Source organism: Halarchaeum grantii, assembly GCF_014647455.2.
In the GTDB taxonomy this organism is placed as follows: domain Archaea; phylum Halobacteriota; class Halobacteria; order Halobacteriales; family Halobacteriaceae; genus Halarchaeum; species Halarchaeum grantii.
On the sequence record NZ_BMPF01000003.1, the window covers coordinates 1 to 18,724 of the forward strand.

At 61.0% G+C, this 18,724-nt stretch carries 20 protein-coding genes and 2 pseudogenes; 15 read left to right on the plus strand and 7 right to left on the minus strand.

Going from position 1 to position 18,724, the window contains the following annotated elements; translation table 11 throughout:
• Positions 1-416 precede the first annotated feature (416 nt).
• The 12 genes from IEY12_RS09910 to IEY12_RS09965 all read left to right on the plus strand — a co-directional run bounded on the left by IEY12_RS09910 (position 417) and on the right by IEY12_RS09965 (position 8,889).
• The gene (locus IEY12_RS09910) at positions 417-1,634 is read left to right on the plus strand and encodes a phage NrS-1 polymerase family protein (RefSeq protein ID WP_188883525.1); all 1,218 of its coding nucleotides are present in this window, start codon (positions 417-419) and stop codon (positions 1,632-1,634) included.
• Entirely contained in the window at positions 1,621-2,355 is a 735-nt protein-coding gene (locus IEY12_RS09915; RefSeq protein WP_229871120.1) for a hypothetical protein, read from the plus strand. The genes IEY12_RS09910 and IEY12_RS09915 overlap by 14 nt, the downstream gene beginning before the upstream one ends.
• Positions 2,356-2,763: 408 nt before the next feature.
• Positions 2,764-3,186 (plus strand): DUF8030 family protein, encoded by a 423-nt coding sequence (locus IEY12_RS09920; RefSeq protein WP_188883527.1) that lies wholly within the window; start codon positions 2,764-2,766, stop codon positions 3,184-3,186.
• 138 nt (positions 3,187-3,324) lie between these two features.
• Complete coding sequence (locus tag IEY12_RS09925; protein WP_188883529.1) at positions 3,325-3,585, plus strand: hypothetical protein; 261 nt, start codon at positions 3,325-3,327, stop codon at positions 3,583-3,585.
• A gap of 76 nt (positions 3,586-3,661) precedes the next feature.
• Positions 3,662-4,207, plus strand: coding sequence for a hypothetical protein (locus tag IEY12_RS09930; RefSeq protein WP_188883531.1), 546 nt, complete (start codon positions 3,662-3,664; stop codon positions 4,205-4,207).
• A gap of 129 nt (positions 4,208-4,336) precedes the next feature.
• Positions 4,337-4,627 carry a DUF8069 family protein gene (locus IEY12_RS09935; protein ID WP_188883533.1) on the plus strand — a complete coding sequence of 97 codons (291 nt, stop codon included), beginning with the start codon at positions 4,337-4,339 and terminating at the stop codon, positions 4,625-4,627.
• Positions 4,627-4,962 carry a DUF7558 family protein gene (locus tag IEY12_RS09940; RefSeq protein ID WP_188884006.1) on the plus strand — a complete coding sequence of 112 codons (336 nt, stop codon included), beginning with the start codon at positions 4,627-4,629 and terminating at the stop codon, positions 4,960-4,962. The genes IEY12_RS09935 and IEY12_RS09940 overlap by 1 nt, the downstream gene beginning before the upstream one ends.
• A gap of 50 nt (positions 4,963-5,012) precedes the next feature.
• Positions 5,013-5,615, plus strand: coding sequence for a DUF7437 domain-containing protein (locus tag IEY12_RS09945; RefSeq protein ID WP_188883537.1), 603 nt, complete (start codon positions 5,013-5,015; stop codon positions 5,613-5,615).
• Positions 5,612-6,121, plus strand: a complete 510-nt coding sequence (locus IEY12_RS09950; RefSeq protein WP_188883552.1) for a PIN domain-containing protein — start codon at positions 5,612-5,614, stop codon at positions 6,119-6,121. The genes IEY12_RS09945 and IEY12_RS09950 overlap by 4 nt, the downstream gene beginning before the upstream one ends.
• 683 nt (positions 6,122-6,804) lie before the next feature.
• Positions 6,805-7,698: a DNA-binding protein gene (locus tag IEY12_RS09955; protein WP_188883558.1), complete on the plus strand. Its 894-nt coding sequence runs from the start codon at positions 6,805-6,807 to the stop codon at positions 7,696-7,698.
• 172 nt (positions 7,699-7,870) lie between these two features.
• Entirely contained in the window at positions 7,871-8,446 is a 576-nt protein-coding gene (locus IEY12_RS09960) for a DUF7342 family protein (protein ID WP_188883560.1), read from the plus strand.
• Positions 8,443-8,889: a toxin-antitoxin system TumE family protein gene (locus tag IEY12_RS09965; RefSeq protein WP_188883562.1), complete on the plus strand. Its 447-nt coding sequence runs from the start codon at positions 8,443-8,445 to the stop codon at positions 8,887-8,889. The genes IEY12_RS09960 and IEY12_RS09965 overlap by 4 nt, the downstream gene beginning before the upstream one ends.
• A gap of 19 nt (positions 8,890-8,908) precedes the next feature.
• Here the strand turns inward: IEY12_RS09965 and IEY12_RS09970 are convergent, their stop codons facing one another.
• Positions 8,909-9,280 (minus strand): Rossmann-fold NAD(P)-binding domain-containing protein, encoded by a 372-nt coding sequence (locus IEY12_RS09970; protein ID WP_188883564.1) that lies wholly within the window; start codon positions 9,278-9,280, stop codon positions 8,909-8,911.
• 735 nt (positions 9,281-10,015) lie between these two features.
• Between IEY12_RS09970 and IEY12_RS09975 the strand changes: the two genes are divergently transcribed.
• Complete coding sequence (locus tag IEY12_RS09975; RefSeq protein WP_188884007.1) at positions 10,016-11,200, plus strand: orc1/cdc6 family replication initiation protein; 1,185 nt, start codon at positions 10,016-10,018, stop codon at positions 11,198-11,200.
• A 192-nt stretch (positions 11,201-11,392) separates the two neighbouring features.
• Here the strand turns inward: IEY12_RS09975 and IEY12_RS09980 are convergent.
• The 4 genes and pseudogenes from IEY12_RS09980 to IEY12_RS15990 all read right to left on the minus strand — a co-directional run.
• A pseudogene (locus IEY12_RS09980) lies at positions 11,393-12,154 on the minus strand (glycosyltransferase); the annotation flags it as partial.
• Positions 12,155-12,202: 48 nt separating this feature from the next.
• Positions 12,203-13,090: a hypothetical protein gene (locus IEY12_RS09985; RefSeq protein WP_188884008.1), complete on the minus strand. Its 888-nt coding sequence runs from the start codon at positions 13,088-13,090 to the stop codon at positions 12,203-12,205.
• A complete protein-coding gene (locus IEY12_RS09990; RefSeq protein ID WP_188883566.1) occupies positions 13,087-13,809 on the minus strand; it encodes a DUF8168 family protein in 723 nt (240 codons plus the stop codon). The genes IEY12_RS09985 and IEY12_RS09990 overlap by 4 nt, the downstream gene beginning before the upstream one ends.
• A pseudogene (locus IEY12_RS15990) lies at positions 13,806-14,653 on the minus strand (RAMP superfamily CRISPR-associated protein). The gene IEY12_RS09990 and the pseudogene IEY12_RS15990 overlap by 4 nt, the downstream one beginning before the upstream one ends.
• Before the next feature lie 331 nt (positions 14,654-14,984).
• Here IEY12_RS15990 and IEY12_RS10000 point away from each other — a divergent pair.
• Entirely contained in the window at positions 14,985-15,221 is a 237-nt protein-coding gene (locus IEY12_RS10000) for a helix-turn-helix domain-containing protein (RefSeq protein ID WP_188883568.1), read from the plus strand.
• 21 nt (positions 15,222-15,242) lie between these two features.
• On the opposite strand, the gene IEY12_RS10005 is transcribed toward IEY12_RS10000, so the two are convergent.
• Together IEY12_RS10005 and IEY12_RS10010 are read right to left on the minus strand one after the other, a co-directional pair.
• Positions 15,243-16,175 (minus strand): NAD-dependent epimerase/dehydratase family protein, encoded by a 933-nt coding sequence (locus IEY12_RS10005; RefSeq protein WP_188883570.1) that lies wholly within the window; start codon positions 16,173-16,175, stop codon positions 15,243-15,245.
• Between the two features lie 13 nt (positions 16,176-16,188).
• On the minus strand, positions 16,189-17,352 hold the full coding sequence (locus tag IEY12_RS10010) for a glycosyltransferase family 4 protein (RefSeq protein WP_188883572.1): 1,164 nt from the start codon (positions 17,350-17,352) through the stop codon (positions 16,189-16,191).
• A gap of 178 nt (positions 17,353-17,530) precedes the next feature.
• Here IEY12_RS10010 and IEY12_RS10015 point away from each other — a divergent pair, with 178 nt between their 5' ends.
• Positions 17,531-18,676 (plus strand): glycosyltransferase family 4 protein, encoded by a 1,146-nt coding sequence (locus IEY12_RS10015; RefSeq protein WP_188883574.1) that lies wholly within the window; start codon positions 17,531-17,533, stop codon positions 18,674-18,676.
• The last annotated feature ends 48 nt before the right edge of the window (positions 18,677-18,724 follow it).

Genomic DNA, 18,724 nt, shown 5'->3' on the forward strand with positions numbered 1-18,724 from the left:
CCGATACTACGAGGGTATCGAGCTCACCGAGGGAGGTGTCGCAGACCGATGATCGAGTTAGCGAGTCCGCGAATATATCAGCACGATAGATTGAAAGCAGCACAGTCAACGGCTCCTCTCCCGGTCGAGCTAAACTGGGGTGTGAGGCCATGTAAACCGGAGAGATCGAGTATTTGAGGGTCCGTTACAGCAAATCCGAGAAATGGCGTAACACGACAGTGTCGCTCGCAGAATGCTGTACGGCATTTTCACGCCCATAGAGTCGAACGATCCGGAGGTAGAGGAACGATGTTACGGCAAAAGCCAACTAGAATAGGATGGAGGGTACCCGTTGGGAATGGATGGAGGAGCACGAAACCGCTGGGGTGGAGTTGTTCGAACTCTGAGAGTGGTGTGAGTGTGGGAGATGGTCGGCGATGAGTGACGAGTTCGGGATCGATCTGGACGACCTGCCGGCGGAGCTCTGTGAGCGCGAGCAGTGGGTGGGGTGGTGGGTGGAGGAGCGTGGTGGGAAAGAAACGAAGGTACCGGTGAATGCGGAGACGGGTGGGTTCGGGTCGGCGACGGATGCGGTCACGTGGACCGACGCGACGACCGCGGTCGACGCGGTCGAATCGGGCGAAGCGGATGGGGTCGGGTTCGTCTTCACGGATGACGATCCGCTTGTCGGCGTCGACCTAGACGACTGTCGTGACCCGGAGACGGGCGCGGTTGAGGAGGACGCTCGGGATATCGTTGAGCGGCTGGACTCGTACACGGAGGTGTCGCCGTCGGGAACCGGCTTCCACGTCCTCGTGGAGGGCGAACTACCGGAGGGGCGGAATCGGCGTGGGAGCGTGGAGTGCTACGAGACGGCGCGCTTCTTCACGGTGACCGGCGACCACGTCGACGCGACGCCGACGCGGATCGCGCGCCGACAGGATGCCCTGCGTGGGATTCATCGCGAGTACGTCCAGCCGGGCGACGAAGACGGGGCGACGGACGACGTCGCGGCGGCGCCCGTGGAGTCTTCGGGGGACGCGACGCCGATGAGTGACGTCGACCTCGAGGACGAGGAGTTGCTGGAGAAGGCGATGGCGGCGTCGAACGGCGGGAAGTTCAAGCGGCTGTGGAACGGCCGCTTTGGGGGGTACGATAGCCAGTCGGAGGCGGATATGGCGTTCTGCTGTCTGCTCGCGTTCTGGACGGGGGGCGACCAGGCGCAGATGGATCGGCTCTTCCGCGAGTCGGGGTTGCTGCGTGAGAAGTGGGACGAAGTCCACTATGCGGACGGCTCGGCGTATGGGGAGAAGACGATCGAGCGTGCTGTCCAACAGACGTCCGAGTTCTACGACCCCGGGACGTCGCAGACTGCGGACGACGTGGAAGCGGACGGGCAGGGCGCGGCGTCACGTGCTGATCGTGGGGAGGCGTATCTCAGAGAGAAGAATCGCGTGTTGGCAGATCGTGTCGAGACGCTCGAAGCGACACTCGAGGAGAAAAACGACCGGATTGAGGAGTTGGAGGCAACGGTTGAACGCCTCAAGAGCGAACTTGATGCGGTAGAGCCGGAGACAGATACAGGGACCGAGCGCGGTGACGAGTCGGAGTCGTCCGTGTGGGGTCGAACAAAGGGCTGGTTTGAGTCGGATTGACGACGGTCTACTCGGAGTCCTTATTGAGGGCTGCCTCGGTGCTACTCTGACCCCGGTTCCACCAGTACGCCTCGGCATCGTAGTCCTCGGAGTCACCGTCGATGTCGGCCGCGGGATCCCGGCAGATCTTTGCGCGCTGTTTCTGGATCTCCTCGTGGACCGCCTCAAGTTCGTCGCCAACCGTGGGTGCTCAAGAGGGCGGGGGGAGAACTGCCACGTGATGGGGTTTGCCGACCCGGCATCGCAACCACGGATCACCGATCTTTCGGGCATCGACCCGATCGACTTCAAAATTCAGAATACACAATTCCTTCAGAGCGATGCGGAGTACGAACAGACCGGTGCAGAACAGTTCGATGTGCTCAGGCATCGGATCTGGGTGACGCGAAATGGGGATGTTCAACGCGTACTCGACGAGTTCCCACGAGACGCACCGTTGTACGAGCAGTGCGCTGGCTGGATACATGCAATCGCTGGAAAGCACTTCTTTCCAGACGCGAACCATCGGACAGCACTCGTCTTGCTCCGTGAGCTTCTGCGTCAGAACGATTTCTCGCCGGGACGGTGGCCAGCGTCCGTCTCCCGAGAGACCGTCCTGCGCTCCCATCGAGTACGTCGACAGCTCCCCCCGGTCCGGCTAGATACGCTCTATCGGCATGATCGTCTCTTCCTCGTCTGGCTCCTCTACTTCAGAATCGTCCTGCGAAACCCAGCTCGATGATGTGGTATCCGTCAGATGGAGTTACTCCTCATCATCCTCGGGTGTCGCTGCAAACGCCTCGTATAGGTCTTCATTTTCCGCCACATCACGATTCATGCGGCGTTGGGCGTCTTCGTGCATCGTATAGTTCCCTACTCCGTTCGTGAATTTAGTCTTTCGGGGATCAATGGTACGCGTGCACTTGTGGTCAGTCAGTCACTTCGACGGCTACGATGACGACGAGGAGGGAAGGGGCACGGCTGAGCACGGCGTGTCGCCGCGACAGCGCCTACGACGCTGCACTACCAATCCGTTAGGGAGTTGCTGCCGGCGATTCGGATCAGATATTCACGGTGGGTTGTCTCCGCTGGTCGTGTTTGTCGCCCCCATGAGGGGTAGAGGGGCCGAGGCGTGGTCCCTCGAGCAACCATGCACGAACACGACGAGCGACGCGATCGGCAGCGTCTCGAAGCGGAACTGGAGACTGAGCAGCGCCCGCGAGCACCACTACAACTCCGCGTGCCGAACGATGTCGGGGAGTTCGCAATTCGGCGGTTCGTCGAAGGCGTCATTTCGACGCTGAAACGCTCGCCAGTCGGCGTCGAGTACACGTCGACGACGCTTCTTGGCGTGAAGCGTACGCAGTACAGTGCGCACGGAGATGGGACGATGTTCCAGAAGCGGATGCACGACCCACGACTCGGGTGGCGGGAGACGTCCGTCCGCCAGATCCCCGTCCAAGACGACCTCGTTGAACGACTCACGCTCGATCGGCCTATCGAGGACGGCCAGTGGGCGCGACGGCGTGACCACTGTCAGGTTCGCCCTGTCGATGTCCTCCGGAATCGCTAGACGGATTTTTTAACCAACAAGCTACGGACTATCGCCGAAGTGTTGGTTAAAGGCGAAAGCTGCGCGGAAGATGTCGTCGTTGGTGGGAAGGTTCACAAGCGATACAGTCATACACTTGTTTACGACCTTCAAGACCCAATGACGCGATTCTCTGATCCATCCGACCCACGACCACCATTCCCGGAGTGGGTGCAGGAGGCCTACCAGATTCTCCGCGACGCTGCCGATGGCGCACAGAGCGACTTCACCTACGAGGAGGCTTACGCGCTCCTCGATGAGGCCGACACGTTCTCAGCCGAACACAGCGATAGTGAGTACGCCGTCGAGCGCCTGCTGAATCGTGGCGATCTCTACGAAGCCAACGGTACGCTCCGCGTCACCGAAACCACACTCGAGTGAGTGAAGCCTGGCGGCCGGTCGACTCAAATGGCCGTCGCGACGGGTTTTATCGGGCCGCTGTTCATTGATTGCGAGTATGGTCGTCGTCGAAGAGGTCACCAAACTGAGCGAGCGCCGTACTCAAACCTCGTCCGAGGCGTTTCCGGATGAGTCGCTGGCGTCGATTCAGGCGGCCGTCGAAGCCGTCCCGATTAGCGTCTTCGACGGCTCGACGAAGCACACGGAGGTCGGCAGGTTCGATGCTGTAATCGCTGACGCGCTCTCGCAGTACGAGTACGAAGGGGACGCCGCCGGCGGCTACAACCCGAACTGTAAGCTCTGGTCGCATCAGGGGTTTAACTACAGCGTGGACCTCTACGACGCCAACGCTCGCATCGCCATCGAGGTTGAGAAGAGCGAGCGAAAGAACGTCAGCGACGACCTCCTCAAGTTCCAGAAGGGGTACCGCACCCAGAAGGACGGCCGGCCGAAGATCGAGTTCGGCTGTCTGGTGGTGCCGGTGAACTACCTTGGCCGGCATAACCTCTACCGGCACAGCCTGACCAAACTCGACTTCATGAAGGGCGTCCTGTTCATCGACGACGTCGCCGTCATCGGCTATCGCGACCCCCGACCGGACTGACGCTGTTCCTCCTGACTGTTTGTCGGCGTCCCCAGAACGCTCCGCGTTCTGGTGTGCGCACGAGAACGCTGTTTCTCGTGCACGCCGGGAGGCGTGCAGCGCGCGACAGCGTGCGCGGCGTGACTCACTATGCCTGGTCCCGATCCTCACGACGACACGAGTAGCGACCACGAACAGTTCGAGAAGGAACAGCTCGCACAGGACCGCGACGCCGCCAGCGTCGACACGGCGGACGTCGACGACGCGACGGCCCAACGTCTGGTTAATGACCTCGCCGACGCGGACGTCGTCACTCCGGTTTCCGAGGACCACGTTCTGGTTCACGAGCCGAGCGGTGCCGCATTCGACTCTTCGACGCAGCTGGCCGTCTTCCACAGTGGTTGGGCGGCCGGCCGCGACGCCGAGGTGGAGGGCGAATGATGCAGCAAACGCTCGTCGGCTGTGCGTTCTGCGACGCCCCGCCCGGCACCGAGACTGGTGAGGCCCACACCTGGGGACAGGACGAGCGGGTCACCCACCCGATCTGTGTCGACTGTGCGATTCAGACGGAGCCGGATCCCGACGAGCACGATCACGTCGCCTGTGACGGCTGTGGGCTGGTGGTCGACACGCTCGCTGCCCTCACGCGGTTCCGGGTGGAACTCGGGCATCTGGAAGGCCCGTTGCAGTTGTGCGCCCGCTGTAGTCCGGGCGGGCTCGCGACGTACTGGACGCGTGACCTCAAGGAGCACCTCGTCGCGAGGCCGGCGGAGTGACCCAAACACTCTTTACTGTTTTCGCTGTAATCTGTAATCAAGAACGAACCATGTCACGCACTTCAAACCGGGCCGACGGCGACATTGTTCGCGACTTCCTCTCGGTCGCGGCCCTCCTCGAGGAGCCACAACTGGCTCAGCTGTACGCGTACCTCGCTCGGGAGAGCGAGGCGACGGTCCAGGACGCGATGGACGACCTCGAACTTGCCCAGGGGACCGCCTACAGCTACGTCAACCGGCTCGTCGACGCCGGTGTCGTCGACGTCACCGACGACGGGCAGCCCCGTCGGTACGCCGCCCGCCCGATCGACCTGACCGTGACGACGGCTGCTGGTGACCGCGAGTACACGATCACGCCGGCGCTCATCGACGCCGTCGGCCGTCGCGAGACGAATGCGGACATCGATACCTACATCGACCGCCACGGCGTCGCCGGGCTCGCAACGGCGCTCACCTACGCCGTCGCTCGGGAGCGCGGCGAAGTGACCCACCGGCTGATGGCCGAGGACCTGGACATCTCGCCGCTGGCCGCGGAGATGATTCTGCAGGCGCTCCACCCCGTCGTCCACGAGCACTACGACATCGAGGAGGGAGGGGCATCTCTAGATGAGGTGAACGTCGGCGACGGCGACGACGACACTAGCGACGCGTGAGCCGGCTCCACATCGCCGACACCGGCCTGTTCGTCGCGATGGGACAGCCGTCGAACAGTCGGTACCAGGCCGTTCGGCGGTTCGCCCGCCGGAACGGCATCACCTTCGTCCTCCCTGAACGAGTGTACGAGGAGCTGACCGTCGACAATCCGGACGTCGAGGACGTGCCAGTTGACACCGCGATCGACGAGGGCTGGGCGACGGTTGCGGCGCCGCTCGAGTTCTCCGAGCCTATCGTCTCTCGGGTGATGGACGGGCTCCAGCGGTACATCGCGAACGCCGACGACCGGCCCGCCGACGAAGTAGAGCGTGCCGACGCCGCCCTCGCTGCGCTGGCTGCCCAGCATCTCAGTGCGGGGACCGCGACCGAGGTCTACATCTACACGACGGATATCGCGGCCGGCGAGGGGGCCGAGACCGTGCTCGCGAGCGAGGGCTATGGGGATTCAGTGACATTCGTCAACGGCTTCCGGGTCATCGAGGACCTGGTCGCCGGCGACAGCTGACTGATTGCTAGTCTGATTCGGTGGGAGAGGACATTTGAAAGCCCTCGGCCGCTCGACGTCCCGCGACCGCCGCTGCGCGCCTCGTGCCTGCGGTGCTTGCGGGGTCGGGGGACGACCGAGCCGCCCTCGCCCTTTCTGAGTCCGCCAACTGTTGATTGCCCATCGAGCGACGTGACCGGCTGGACAGGTGTGTCCGTGACGGCCCGCCCCGCTCGCCGCTGCCGCCCTCCGCGTCGCTCGCGACCGACCATTCCGGGCGTGCGGGCGCTCTCCGCACCGCCTGCGCCCGTTCCGGGCTAAAGTGGATGTGCCCTCGGCGCCAGCGCTTCTCCCGTTCGGGTCCTGCGGACCTCGGCTTCGCCGACCGCGACGGACGTGGTTGCGTCGCGGCGAACGGGGAATGCGCTGGGCGCTCGCTCCGGGCGGGTCGGCGCGCGGTGCTGGATGAGTACTCCGTCGAGGGCGCGCTCTCGCTCGCGCCCCAAGGGGCGCTCGCTCCGGGCGGGTCGGCGCGCGGTGCTGGATGAGTACTCCGTCGAGGGCGCGCTCTCGCTCGCGCCCCAAGGGGCGCTCGCGAAGGCGCGAGCGAGAGCGCGCAGAGTCCTGTCGGTCGTCGGTAGTGAGGAAACCGCGATGTAGGAGCATCGCGGCGTCGGCGCGTGAGCGCCTTCAGGAAAACGACAATGCCCAGTAATAGTTCGAGTCAGAAGATCGTTCCGGTGGATGCACAGGCATTCGAAGATGGCGAGCGTGAGACGGTCGACGACGACGGCTTCACGGTCGTGGCGGAGACGCCGACGTTCCAGGCCACGGTCAAAGAGGAGACGCAGGCGAAGGTGGATGCGAACCACCCGGAGGGAATCGCGGACGCGAATCAAGAGCGGATTCCCGGTGTGACGCTCGCGCAGGAGGAACGCATCAAGGCGCGTGAAGCGGAGTTGGGGCGGATCAGCGCACAGGCGGAACTCGGCGAGCAGGAGGGCCGTGCCAGGCGGACGCGCGACATCGCAGCGGCGCGGAGCGCCGAGTGGAGCAGGGAGTTCGAGCGGCGGGCGGCGAGCGTGGATCGGGCGTTGAGTCCCGACCACGACCCACGCGAGATGCTCTCGCAGGACGAACTCGGGATGGTGAACGAGCAGGCGGCCAGAGTGGCGGGCGACCTCGATGGCTGGTCGCGGGCGGCGATCAGTCGGCGAATCGCGCAGGCGGTGCTCGACGGCGCGGACGTCCCCACGGCCGTCCTCGACGTGAAACAGGCGCTTGACGCCGCGCCTGGACAGGTCATTCCCATCAGTCGGGTCGAAGACGTCGACCGTGGCGAGGTGAGCATCGACGGTTCGGTCACCCAGCTGTGGGAGCCGAGTTCCGCAAAGATCGCTCAAGTCGGGTTGCTCGAGGACGAGACGGGACGGATCAAGTTCACCAGTTGGGAGAAGAGCGGGATGCGCGAGGTTGCTGAAGGCGAGCGCGTGCGTGTTCGAGGTGCCTCGAAGAACTGGTACCAAGGCCGGGTGTCCATCGCGTTCACCGGCTGGACCCACCTCCACTTCCCTGAGCGCGGGCGCTACTGGGAGTAGGACGACCATCGCAGGCTCTTTTCTTTTTGTTTGCCGGACCAGACCCAGGCCCCACCGCCCCACCCTCCGCTCCGTGCTCGCTCCCACAGGTCGCTGCGCGCGCAGCCACAACCTTGACGGGTTTATTCCGTCTGTAAGAAGGTTTATTCCGTCTGGGTGCGTGAGATCGTGTATGAAAGAGCCGCGCGACGAGTTGAAAGCCGACTCGGTGGAGCGACAGGACGCTCCTGATTTCGACGCGCTCACCCCGCCCGAAGACGTGGTCCGCGGCGGACGAACGCGAGACGACTTCTTCGACGCGATCCTGACGCTCGGGAGTCCGACGTCCGTCGAGGGGGTTGCGGAGCGCGCCGGGCATGGCGTGGATGCCGCGCGTGAATACTTAGAGTGGTTCGAGCGAATGGGTGTCGTCACGCGGGTGACGGAGTCGCCGGCGACGTACGAGCGCAACGAGGCGTATCTCCAGTGGCGGCGCGTGCAGCGCCTCCAAACGGAGTACTCGCAGGACGAACTGCTCGAATTCCTCCAGGCTGCGACGGAGCGTGACGAGGCATACGCAAGCGAGTTCGACGTCGACGCACCCGAGGACGTCTCGATCGCGGCGTACGCACGCGAGCACGACGAACCCGTGGAAGACGTCTGGGAGGATGTCTCACGCTGGATGACGACGCGACGACGGATCACGCTCCTCGAACGAGCGCTCACCGGCGCGGACGACGGTCTCGCTGGCCAGCAGTCCCCGGCATGAGCAGCGGTGACGAGACGCCCGACCTCGACATGAGTGATGGCGCGCCAGTCGATTTCGAACGGCTCTCGCTCATCGCTACGCGTCTCGGCAACGATGCCCGCTTCGTTCGGATCGACGAGTCGCCGCCGACTGCACCAGACCGACTCGTCTGTGTGTTCGACCCTGCGCTCTATCCGGTGAGTGTCGAGGAAGCACGCCTCGACATCGCCTGGTTCCAGAACGAGACGTTCTCTATTCACTACCACGAGAGCCATGCCGAGAGCGAGTTCGACCATCGCTGGGATCGGCATCCCTCGACACACAACGTGCTCGATCACATTCATCCAGGACCGGACGCGCCGACGCCGGGAGAGGATGCTCACCATCCCGATGACTGGCGGGATGTGCTCACAACCGTGCTGAACGAAATCGAGGACCGCCAGCGCGGCTTCTGGACCGACTAGCCACCGTCGCACTCTCAGTTCACAGCGTCCACCATCGGGCCGTCTTCCTCACCCATTTGGTGAATCGCCTCGAGGTGACCAGTCGCGGCCGTTCGCTGGGGAGTACGACATCGCACTCCTCTCCGGTGGCACGGACACGGGGCAGGAGCGAGTGGCCGTCGTCGAGCGCCACCTGTGGTTCGAAGCCGAGTTGCTCCCGCGCCTTCGAGATGTCCGCGATGCTCTCCTCGATGTCGCCGTCGCGGGCGTCCGTGTGGACGATCTCTGACTCGGTGTCTGCGGCGTCGCGCATCGTCTCCGCGAGCGCGCGAATGCTCACCGAGCTCCCCGTCCCGGTATTGAACGCCTCGCCCGTGTAGTCGGTCGTCGCCGCGCGGAGGGTCGCCTGCACGACGTTGTCGTCGATCGACAGTGCTGGATGGGGCCCGGTGTCGCCAGTATTCCTCTGTCGACGACTCCGCGTAGTCGGTGCCGACCACGACATAGCCCGCTGTCGCCTTCCCCCGAGAGATGCCGTGGCGACACCGCGTTTCATCTATCTAGTGAGGATTGAGCGAGGATCGAACTGGAGGGACACACACCGCGTTTCATCTGCCCTCATGCCGGTCGTGAGCCGCCCGTTCGAGATGGCTACGGTTTCCGCCTCTAGAGCCATCCGGTGTCGCTAGTACGGACCTGAAGTATCAAGCAGTTACGCCATCCAATTCGAACGCTGTCGCCGTCGACGGGTCGCCGTCGACGGGTCGACTTCGAAGACTCGGCGCCGCGCCGGTTCGAGGTCAGTGTAAATGGGTTATCTCACTCGTACGTTTGAAGCCCCTGAGGACCACACCCACCCCACTGCTTCCGCTGTTAACATACAAGAAGAGAGAGGCAGGTCGCAGACTGGGCATATCATGGAGGCTGTGTACAGCGGAAGCAGTGGGGGGATCCACCCCAATTTATTTAATTTGACACTCTCGACACCCCCACCCTATTGATTCCGCTGTTCGTATTGAGGTGCGCTGTATCAGTATTCCCTCCCGATAACAGCGGAACTGATGGGGTAAGGAATATATAAATAAAAACGATCAGAAGAAACACCGGAACTAATGGTTTTATATACCACCGACTTGGTGGTTGTGTTCTGAGCGATTTCTCGTTTACCCCAAACAACTCTATCTTCAAGAATCGGGAGGCACTGCTTGAAGAGTGGACACCAGACAATCTCGTCGGGCGTGACGAAGAGCTCAGCCGATATCACGCAGCTCTCCAGCCGGTCATCAACAACGAGACTCCCTCGAACATCTTCCTCTACGGGAAGAGCGGAGTGGGAAAGACAGCGGCCACACGCTACCTTCTCCACACGCTCGAAGGAGACGCGACCAACGTGGAAGGACTTGAGCTCACGACGATCGAGGTCAACTGTGATGGGCTGAACACGTCCTATCAGGTAGGGGTGAAACTGGTCAACGAACTCCGGGAGCCGGGACGCCAAATCTCGAACACGGGGTATCCACAGGCGAGTGTCTATGAGTTCCTCTTCGACGAACTCGACGCTTGCGGGGGAACAGTACTTATCGTCCTCGACGAAGTCGATCACATCGACGACGACTCACTGCTTTACAAATTGTCGCGTGCTCGCTCGAACGGCGATATTCGTGATGCGAAACTGGGTGTCATCGGGATCTCGAACGATTTGGACTTCCGGAATCAACTCTCCTCGAAGGTCCGATCATCGCTCTGTGAAAAGGAGGTCTCCTTCAGTGCGTACGATGCCGATGAACTCCGGCTCGTGCTCGAACAACGCGAACGGGTCGCCTTTCACGACGGTGTTCTCGAGGACGGCGTTGTCGCGATGTGTGCGGCCTACGGTGCAAAGGACTCTGGTGACGCACGAAAGGCACTGGATCTCCTTCTAGAAGCTGGTGACGTCGCTCGCGAGAGTGGATCGGCCGTCGTGACCGAAGCACACGTGCAGAAGGCTCGTGAACGCGTTCAGACGAACCAGGTTGTTGAGGGCATCCAAAACTACTCCCAACACGGAAAGCTCGTTCTGTACGCACTGACGGTGCTCCACGAGCGCGGTGAGACACCGGTACGAACACGGGAAGTCGTCGACATGTATCGGGAGGTCGCTCACTCTGAGGGCATAAGCCCAGTCTCGGAGCGCTCAGTACGTGACTATCTCGAGGAGTTGGCGCAGTTGGGAATCGCGAGCTCAGTAGAGTACAATCAGGGGAAAAGCGGTGGAAAGTACAAGGAACATCGGTTGGAGCAGTCCGTTTCCGCCGTCCGGACCGGCCTGTCGACGTTGTTAGAATCCGCTTGAACCGAGGCTCGGTCGTTCTGGTGGTATCCGCTCCGTACTAACAGCGGAAGCGGTGGGGTGGGTGTGTCGCGTTTCTCGACGACAGTCTCGCACCGGGGCCTTCTCCCCCTGACGATTCGCCCTTCGCGACGGCGCGAACGATGCCCGTCGGTGTCACCCGAACACCACCCACCCACCCAGCAGTGCGGCCACCTACCACTCGCCATCGACGGCCGCCCGATACGCGTCCAGTGCATCCGTGGCAATCCGGTCCCAATAAACATCCCCGCGCGCATCACCGGGTCGCTCGGTGGCCGCTCACCAGCCAGCGCCCGCTCCAGGACGCCCGCCACACCGTCGACCGTCGGCGTCGCGAGGAACCCACCCTCCCCGATCACTTCATCCGCCGCCGACTCCGGATGCTCGGCGCCGATCACCGTACACCCCGCCGCCATCGCCTCCGCATACGTCAACCCGAACCCCTCTCTCGTGGATGGCGACGCGAACACCTCGGCCGCACGCATCTGCGCCACGACGTCCGCGTACTCCTCGAGGAACCCCGTGAACGTGATTCGGCCCGCGCTATCGAGCCCTCGCGCATGCGCTTCGAGCGCCTCGCGCATCGGCCCATCCCCGACGATACCGAGCGTTTCGTCCGTCGACGCCCGGTCGAAGGCATCGAGGAGGACGTCCACGCGCTTGTCCTCGATCAACCGCCCTGCAAAGAGCACGTCGAAGCCGTCGCTCGCGGGCGTCGTCTCCCGGATCTGCTCGTAGTCGATGCCGTTCGGCACGACGCGAATCCGGTCCCGATCGGGCCCGATTTCTGCGAGCCGCCCCGCCGTCAGCTCCGACACCGCAATCGGATGCTGGGGCACGCGCCGTCGCGTGCTCCACCACCTTTCCGAACGGCGCCAGATACCCCAGATAGTCCTCCCAGTAGTCCCGCCACACCTCGTGCCAAGTCGTGACCAGCTTTCTTGTGATAGTTCGATCGTCTTTATTTGAACTCTGTCTCTCTGTTCACTCGCTCTCGATCGGGCACACCCGGATCTCACCGAACCCATACTTCGAATGCGCGCCGACACGTCTGATCGCGTTCTTCGCTGTCACGACCGGCCGGTCACCCCCATACCGGACGACTTGTCCATGGTCAACTGTCCCGCAGTGATACGTCTCCGGGCCTTCGACTATCTCCTCCTCACGCTGTCGAAGGTGAGTCGTCTCAACCGTCCACCACCACGGAATGTCGACATCGTTCGTGCCCGGGTAGTCCGAACGCAGGACGAACGGCGTCACGAGCTCCAGCCGGTATGCGTCCGCACCGCGAAGCCGACCATAGCCGAGGGCATCGAGGTCAACCATCTGTGTCGCTTTCAGTCGCGTCGTTCCATACCCGTAGTTTCGCTGCCCACCGAACTGCAATCCATCGAGTGCCTCCTCTTCGATCGGCAGGACGTCCGGGTCGTCCGCGTGGAGGTACGCGTGAACGAACCACGACGTCGTCCACGTCGTTTTTCTGGATTCTGCCGATCGGCCGAAGACCATCTCGTGCGCGAACGCTGGCTGTCCCGACTGCGTTCGAATATCGTGCGTGTTCACCGCATCCCGCGGCCGGGAATCGAGCACCCACGGTTGCTCCGGATGACGATGCAACCAGAGATCGTCGTACGTGGTCACTTCCGGAAGCGTTGCGCCGAGAGCGGGCCGCGACCCGCTTAGTGAATGCCACTCGGGGAAGGCGCCGAACTGCCCGGGCGCAAACATCCCGTGGCTCGCGTGGATCCGAGTGCGTTGGTCGGCAGGGAGTACTTGCTTGAGCGCGTGATAGATCGCGTTCCCCGAGACGTAGTACGGGTGCCCGAGATAGTCCATCTCCAGACGCCAACACACCTGCTGAATCCACGTCACGCCGACCACCTCTCGAAGTCCTCGACGTACTGGAGCGCCGTCGACCAGCTCTGGATCCGTCTGAGGTTCGCGTCGAGCACCATCGCCCACGCGTCGTCGTCCGTACCGAGTGGGTGCTCGGGCAGTCGACTCCACGCCCCCGCCCACGACCGAGACGGAGTGTCACCGAGGCGAATGCGTGGCCGCTTAGGCGACTCGGGTGTGATCCGGAGCGCGAACTCGTCGCCCGCGAACACTGTCCGATGGGGGACCACACTCTCCGGTGGATCGACGACGAGCCGGAGGTCTGCGAACGTCGAGCCCTCCTCATAGGCCCTCACCAGCGCTGCGACGAGCAGGGTGTGATACTTCAGACTCGTGTATGGGTAGTACACCGACTCGTTGAACCATCCCGCGACGTCGCTCGCGAGCCACTGCTCGTGCGCGCGCTCGGCGTCGCGCTCCGTTACGAGACCGTGCATGGCGTCGTCAACGTTGACCCCGTCGAGGTTCTGGGTTGTACCAGTACAGAGCGAGAGTCGTCGGTGGTTCGTGTGCGTCTCGACCGTGGTGTCCGGTTCGCCCACGGGTCGACTGAGCGCCGCCGCGTCGCCGTCCGCGCCAAAGGGAACGCGTTCGTTCACCCGGACACCCGCATACGTCTCAGAAGCCTGTGCGTGGCTCTGCCTGACGAACTTGTGGGCGTCATGGCGATACACCGCGAGCATGTCGCCGCTCATACCGCCTCCACGCGCTCGTTCAGGACGGCCTCGAACTCCGGGCAGTACTCGGACGCCCACTCCTCGTCCTTCTCCGCCATCGCCTTCGTGGGCTTCTTTCCTCTATCGAAGACGCGTCGCAGTTCGCACTCATCGTAGAGCGGATTCACGAGCTCACAGTCGACGATCCCGCCGCCGAAGTTCCGGGAGCCACCAAGTTGGTGCATGAAGTCCGTCTGGTGGTCGTTGAGGAACTCGATGGCCTCTGTGAGGAGCGCGAGGAACTCGGGCTTCGACTCGCGAAACGTGAGCTGCCACGACCCGTCCAGATTCGCGATCGCGTCTACCTCCACGTTCCGCAACGGATCGCGGTGGCTCTCGCGAGCGCGCGAGACGACGTTCCGATTCACTCGCCGATAGTGGCCCTCGGCTTGTCCGCGTGTATAGTCGACGCTCGACCGGACAGGCGAGAACGTGATCGGACGTCGCATTACTTTGCCCGGCCGATTCCCGAACCCACCGAAGAGCTCAAACACCACACAGCCGTCGTCGTGGTCGTCGAGACAACTCCCCTTCTCGTGATAGCCCGCATCGAGGTCGGTCTCGTAGACGTCCTTCTTCCGGAACCCTGCGTTCGCCTCCCCGGATGGCAGGCAGTACCGCCGCGCTCCTGAACAACGCGCTCCATCCCGTGGCGAAGCCACCCAGAGAGTGAGAACGCGGGGATGATCCCGCCGATCTGGTTCTGTGGGTCCTCCGGCTCGTAGTTGCCGCTCGAGGCGTGATGTCGATCCGTCACGACCGAGTCCCCGATCACGAGGAGGTCCGCGCGAAGTCGCACGTACACGTCGCGGAACTCGGTCATCGCCGCCTCCGCTTGAGGAACGTGCGGCAGTCGTGGTCCGCGATCCGCTCCGGGAGGCCGACCGCCCCACAGACGGGGCACTCCTCGAGTTGTGGGCCTAACTGGTCGTCGCGCTGTTCGACAGACTCATGCCGCTCTCTGTCTGAATGGTTCATGCTTCGTCCTCTGGCGAAGCCCGGGGATTCGGTGTACCAGCACCGGCCCCACTTCTGAGGCGACCCGTGCTTCTCACTCTCCAGTTCGTCGAGGGTTGGCTTAGGTGTTACGATGTAACTTCTAATGAAACTAGACGGTTCCGAACCGGTAAGTGACCGATCGGAGTAATGGGAGCATGGTCAACGAGGAGTTCCGGCCCAACGAACGCCAAGAGGCGATCCTACGCGTCCTCAAAGAAGGACGCGACGAAGGACGACCGTGGGGCTACGGGAACCCAAAGAGATTCGAAGAAGAATTGGGGATTCGACGGCAGTACGTGAACCGGGCGCTACGTGGGCTCGTCGACGCCGGGTGGGTTGAGAAAGCGAATCGTGGACTGTATCGGTTCGTCGTTGACCCGCGAGAAGAATGACGGCAATCGTTGGCGTCCCGATTAGATATCTTCCTCAGCCAGGACCTTCGCGAGTCCTTCCCGAAGCTCGTACGTCGGCTCCCAGTCAAATTCGCCCGTCAAGCGCGTGATGTCCGCCTTGAGATGGGGGCGATCACTTTCACGAACACGTTCTTCGTCTTGCTCGATGGTGATTTCCTCGCCTAACGCGTCTCTGACGGCCTCAACAACTTCACGAACAGAGTGCTCCGTTCCGGTGCCAACGTTATATGCACGGTATTCTCCATTGAACTCACTGGCGAGCGTGATGAGCGCACTCGCGATATCGCTCGCATAGATGAAGTCACGGGCAGGAGACAGATTCCCGAGATCAACGCTTCGAGAACCACCTTCGAGCTGTTCCAGAATTGCCGGAATGAGGTGACTGTTCGTCTCGCGCGTTCCGTAGACGTTGAAGAGCCGCGCGGACGCCGTGGGAACACCTGTATCGGCGTTGAATAATCGTGCTTCGTCTTCCGCAACGAGTTTCGTCCGGCCGTAGATATCCATTGGCCCGATCCCTTCCGTCTCGACGTGTGGACCAGGATCCGGAGCGTAGACTGCGGCTGAGGACGTGTTAACAACCCTCTTCAGGCCGTCAAGACCACGCGCTGCCTCTAAGACATTTCGAGTCCCCATTACGTTCACGTCGAACGCATCTTCGGGGTTCTCGTTGCAGTACGGAATGAAGTGGATCGCCGCGAGGTGAATTAGGACATCTGGCGAGACCTCTTCGACGACATCCACTACTTCATCTAACTCTCGGATATCCGCTTGATGAACCGTAACATCATCGGGGACGAGGCTCTCGTCGCCAGTAAACCCATTGTCGAGTGCATGAACGATAGATCCCTCATTGAGCAGCTGACGCGTTACGTACGACCCGATGAATCCAGTTCCCCCCGTGACGAGGACTCGTTCTTCTTCAAGCGACATTCGATTACCTCTCTTAATTCAACGTATTTAGATATACTTCTTCAAGCTCAGTTACGATATTGCTCCAGTCATGTGCCTGTCCGTACTCCCGGGCCCCATCTGACAATTGCTCCTGAAGATTGGGGTCTGCCAGTATCTCTTCCACTCGATCGGCGATTGCTTCGGGAGTTGGGTCTACTACGAATCCAGTCACGCCATCGTCGACGACAGCGGTCGATCCGTTCTCCGGGTGGTCTACGACGATGCTCGGAACGCCGCATGCGTTCGACTCCAAGATCGTATTGGGGAATCCCTCACGGATCGACGGAAGGACGAACATCTTCGCGGCCTTGATATTCGCGATCACGTCCTCATCGGCCTCGACGAATCCGAGGAACTCGACTTGATCGTCAACACCGTAATCACGGGCTTGCCGTTCCAGGTCGTCACGCTCTGGTCCATCCCCAACTATACAAACGTTTAGATCGGACCCGCGTCGAGAAGAGATGATATCGACAGCCTGCAAAAGGTGCTCAACGCGCTTGTGTTCCGAGAGTCGCCCGACATACACGATATCCCAGTCCGCGTCTGCGGCTGGAATCTCTTGAAGTGCATCGTAGTCGACACCGTTCTCGACGACGTGGACGTTCTCTGTTTTTCCGAGTTTGGCTAAGTCGTCTGCGATGTAGTCTGAGATTGGAATCACCGTATTCCCGAGCTTTAGTGTTGCGCGCTCGACGGCTTTCCCTCCCAGTCCTACTGGTCCGAGGTAGTCGTACCAGTAGTCATCCCACACCTCATACCACGTCACGACGAGTTCCGACTGCCGAACTAATTCATGTGCCTTCGACGTGAACACGGGGAAGTACGGGAATTGCTGGCAGTCGACGACATCGAGGTTCTCACGAAGCAGTGGCTTCGTCAATGCGGCTGCAAACTTAATTGCTTGCGCTATTGATCGCCGACCGTCTGTATAGAGTTCGTAGGGCTCGCAAACCCCGTGATAGACTATCCCATCCTTCTTCATCCGATCAGGTCCTTCCCAATACTTCATCCCAAACAGGTGGACCTCGTGGTCTTCTGCTAGCCGTGTCGCGAGCTCACGAATTCGTTTCTGGGCACCTCCTTTCTCCCACGGATAGACTGCATCGTATACGAAACCGATACGGAGTGAGCTAACCGAGTACTTCGAGCACATTTATGGCAATTCTCAATTAAATACTCAAATAGCCATCTATTTTAAACTATGGCATCCCACTTTCGTGATATTCTGATGAAGTATATCTGATCTATCGTCCTTAATGATTCAACTATATAACAATGGGTTTACAATCTTGTCTATGTTCTTAGAAAGTACCACGAACTCGATTGAGACTATGAAAATCATCCAGACACCAGCACGTTTTCCACCATCAGTTGGTGGCGTCGAACAGTATACCTATATCCTCTCGAAAAAGCTTGTCGAGCGTGGACACGAGGTCACCGTCGTCTGTGCCAAAGAACCAGAAGACGCCCTTTCACGGGAAATCTACGAGGGTATCGACGTCGTTCGACTTGACTACACGGGGAAGATTGCCCAAACGAACCTCACTCAGCGACTTCCCGTCGAACTGTATCGCGAGATTCGCGACGCCGATATCGTACACACACACCTTCCGACACCGTGGACTGCCGACGTGAGTGTTGCCATCGCGAAGATCTGTGGGACTCCCTCCGTTATAACGTACCACAACGACATTCGAGGCGACGGAATCGCGTCACACGTCGCCAACATCTACAACAAGACTGTCATGCAGGCGACGCTCGCGTGGACTGACCGGATCATCACAACCCAGGAGTCGTACTTCGAGAACTCCAACATCCCCGAGCGGCTTGAGGACAAGACTGTGACGATACGGAACGGGGTCGACGTTGAGCGGTTCCAGCCGCAGGACGTTGACGACGACACTGCGAGAGAACTTGGATTCGACACGGAGAAGACGAACCTGTTCTTCCTCAGCGTCCTTGACGAATATCACGACTACAAAGGGCTAGAGAATCTTCTTGAAGCGATGCAGCACCTTCCCGACAAGTACCACCTCGTAGTCGGTGGTGATGGATCCAAACGTGGCTACTACGAACAAAAAGTAACTGATCTTGGAGTTGGTGGTCAGGTTACGTTTGCGGGGTACATTCCTGATGAGACGCTTCCCCGGTATTATAACGTGGCGGATATGTTCGTTCTCCCGTCTACATCTAGTGAGCAGGAAGGGTTTGGCTTGGTTGCACTGGAAGCGCTTTCATGTGGGACACCAGTAATTACGACTGATATTGTCGGGGTTTCATCGGAGATCAAAACTCAGGACGTCGGGAAAATCATTCCACCAGACGACGTTTCTTCGCTCACTAGTGCGATCACAGCCGTTTCAATGAGCCCTAAAGGCTCTATAGAAAAACGTGGGAGACACATCTGTGTCTCGTCATACTCTTGGCAAACTATTGCTGACGATTTACTAGACCTATTTAATGAGGTCCGCAGCTAATCTCAACGGTTGAATCTCGGTCAGGGCTAGCTTAACTAGATAGTGCCG